We start from the raw sequence: 2,910 nt of genomic DNA, 5'->3' as shown, positions 1-2,910 counted from the left end.
CACCCGCGTCAGTGGTGCCCGCCGTGGCCGCCCGCGCCGCCGGACGGGACGGCGCCGTCCGGAGCCCGCACCCGTGCCTCGTCTCCGCGCTCGATCACCACGAACTGCCCCATCATGCCCTCGTCCTCGTGCAGGAGCATGTGGCAGTGGTACATGTACGGCATCGCCGGGTCGGCGTAGTCCTCGAAGCGCAGCAGCAGCCGGTAGGTGGTGTTCGGGTTCAGGTAGATCGTGTCCTTGCGCCCCGCCAGCTCCGGGGGCGGCGCGTGCCCTCCGACGGAGAGCACACGGAACTGCACGTCGTGGATGTGGAAGCTGTGCGGGATCGGCTGCGTGCTCGTGACCTCCCAGATCTCCGTATCGCCCACGTAGACGACCTCGTCGATCCGGCTCATGTCCATCTCCTCGCCGTTGATCTCCCGGGTGTTGAGCACGAACGACCGGGTGGTGCCGGCGTCCGCCTCGTGCAGCTCGTCCGCGACCGCCTCCGCCGACTCCGGCCACGACGGCGGCGGGACCGGGGCGAGGGAGTCCGCCGCGCGGAACTCCATCACATCGAACGCGTCGTTGCCCCCGGACGTCGCGGGGACGACGATCCCGCCCAGGTCCGTCTTCTCCGATCGCAGCCGCACCCGCTCGCCCGGCTGGAACGCCACCACGACCTCGGCGCGCTCGCCCGGGGCGAGCCGCAGCCGGTCCCGCTCCAGGGGCTCGTCCAGCAGGCCCCCGTCCCCGGCGATCATCGTCATCGGCCGGTCGGCGAAAGCGAAGGTGTAGGTGCGCGCCGTGGAACCGTTCAGCAGCCGCAGTCGCACCCGCTCGGTCGTCACGTCCCGGTAGGCGCCGGGTGTGCCGTTCACCAGGATCGTGTCTCCGAGCATGCCGGGCTCGGATCCGTCGCGGTCGAGCACGAGCGCGCCCTCGTCGTCGAAGCGCTTGTCCTGCACGATGAGCGGCAGGTCGTCCACGCCGTACGCGGAGGGGAGGTCGGCGGCGAGGCTCGCGTCGTCGTCCAGCACGAACATGCCCGCCAGGCCCCGATAGACGTGCTCCTCGGTCGCCCCGTGCGGGTGGGGGTGATACCAGAGCGTCGCCGCCGGCTGGTCGATCGTCCACGTCGGCCGCCAGGTCTCCCCCGGCGCCACCGCCTGGTGCGGACCTCCGTCCATCGCCGCCGGCAGGTGCATGCCGTGCCAGTGCACGCTGGTCGGCTGGTCGAGCGCGTTGCCGACCTCCACGGCGACCCGCTCGCCCCTGCTGGCCCGGAGCGTCGGGCCGAGGAAGGACCCGTCGAACCCCCACGTCTCGGCCTCGCCGATCCCGGGGAACTCCGTGGTCCCGCGCTGCGCCGTCAGGTGGAAGGTGCGGACGCCCTCCTGGACCGTGGACGGCGCGAGCGGCGGGATGGCCAGGGGGTTCGCGAACTCCCGTTCCTCGACGGGCGAGGTGGACAGCGTGTCGCATCCGGCGAGCGCGGTCGCCACGACCGCCGCCGCGAGCACCGCCGCGGACGCGCGCCACCGTCGCCGCGGCACCGCCCCGGTCATGCCCGCCTCCGCAGACGCTGGATCCCCAACGCGAGCAGACCCGCGATCATGCCCCAGAACGCGTCGAGGGCGAGCGCGACGAGCAGGGCCCAGATCGGGCCGTCCGCGGTCCCGAACACGGTCCCGATGAGCAGCGTGATCACGCCGTAGGCCGTGCCGGTCAGCGTCAGCGTGAGCACGGGCATCCGGACCGGGGCGAAGCCCACCACCCCGATCCAGGCGAGCGCGATCAGGCCCAGGAGCGTGAGGGCGCGGGCAGCGCCGTCGCCGAAGCCGAGGAGGGCGGTGAGCGGCCACAGCAGCGCCAGCGAGGCCAGGCCGAGGATCACCAGCCAGGGCGGGCCGGACGGCTGAGCGGGGCGACCGGCGGAGGGCGGGACAGGGGCGGGAAGAGGATCGATGTTCGTCATGCCTCCACGTTCCGCTGCAGCGCGCCGCGGGGCATCGGCCCGGGATCGTCGGTCCGCGTCGTCGCCGGAGGACGCCCGCGTCGCCTCGGATCGATCCGCCGATCGCCCCGGATCGATCGCGGTCGCGCGGCGCGGTTCCTACTCTGGACACATGACCGCACGCACCGGCATCGAGCCGCGTCTGGGCGACGCCGGCCTCGCGCTCGCCGTCGCGCTGGTGATCGCGGTCGTCATCGCGTCGGACCCGGAGCGTCGAGGCGGCGTCGGTGCCTACGTCTGCGCCGCGGCGTTCGGTTCCGTCCTGCTGCTGCGGCGTCGGTTCCCGCGCACGATCGTCGTGGTCACGGTCCTCGGCGTCTTCGCGTTCTACTGGGCGGGATTCCCGCCGGTCGGCATGGTGCTCCCCGCCGTCGGCGCGCTGTACTCGGCCGCCGAGCAGCGCCGCACCGGCTGGGCGATCGGCAGCGGCGCCGTCCTCCTCGCCGTCGCGTCCTACTTCCGGCTGGACGGCTCGGAGCCCGAGGCCGCCTTGAACGGCTACACCTTCGTCACCGAGCTGGCGCTCGCCGCCGCGGCGATCGCGCTCGGGGTCGCGGTGCGACTGACCCGGGAGGCGCGGGAGCGCACCGCCCTCATCGCGGAGCTCACCGCCGCCGAGGAGGCGCACGCCGCCGAGGCGCGCATGCAGGAGGAGCGGATGGGCATGGCGCGCGACCTCCACGACACGATCGGGCACACCCTCTCGGTCGCGGCGCTGCACGCCGGGGTCGCTGCCGAGGCGACGGACTCCGGCGCCGCCCGGGCCGCGATCGCGCAGGCCCGTGCCGCGACCTCCGAGGCGCTTCAGGAGCTGCGCCGGACCGTGAAGGTGCTGCGCGCGGACCGGACGACGGATCCCGCGCCCGTCCTCGGCCTCGCGTCGGCCGACGATCTGTTCGCCGCGGCGCGCGCCG

At 74.0% G+C, this 2,910-nt stretch carries 3 protein-coding genes; 1 reads left to right on the top strand and 2 read right to left on the bottom strand.

Translation table 11 applies throughout. The annotated features are described in order from the left end of the window. Nucleotides 1–8 precede the first annotated feature (8 nt). The gene (locus MR1_RS18885; RefSeq protein ID WP_067250777.1) at nt 9–1,547 is read right to left on the bottom strand and encodes a multicopper oxidase family protein; all 1,539 of its coding nucleotides are present in this window, start codon (nt 1,545–1,547) and stop codon (nt 9–11) included. Then, nucleotides 1,544–1,957 carry a hypothetical protein gene (locus MR1_RS18880; RefSeq protein WP_067250774.1) on the bottom strand — a complete coding sequence of 138 codons (414 nt, stop codon included), beginning with the start codon at nt 1,955–1,957 and terminating at the stop codon, nt 1,544–1,546. The genes MR1_RS18885 and MR1_RS18880 overlap by 4 nt, the downstream gene beginning before the upstream one ends. Nucleotides 1,958–2,108: 151 nt before the next feature. Here MR1_RS18880 and MR1_RS18875 point away from each other — a divergent pair. Continuing rightward, on the top strand, nt 2,109–2,910 hold an 802-nt coding region (locus MR1_RS18875), incomplete at its 3' end, for a histidine kinase dimerization/phosphoacceptor domain-containing protein (RefSeq protein WP_084344945.1).

The sequence above is a fragment of the Microbacterium resistens NBRC 103078 genome (assembly GCF_001552355.1).
Taxonomy (GTDB): domain Bacteria; phylum Actinomycetota; class Actinomycetes; order Actinomycetales; family Microbacteriaceae; genus Microbacterium; species Microbacterium resistens.
This window is presented reverse-complemented; position numbering and strand designations above follow the sequence as displayed.

Coding starts and splice junctions, on each gene's coding strand:
- MR1_RS18885 (WP_067250777.1), bottom strand. CDS start 1,547: ATGACCGGGGCGGTGCCGCGGCGACGGTGGCGCGCGTCCGCGGCGGTG.
- MR1_RS18880 (WP_067250774.1), bottom strand. CDS start 1,957: ATGACGAACATCGATCCTCTTCCCGCCCCTGTCCCGCCCTCCGCCGGT.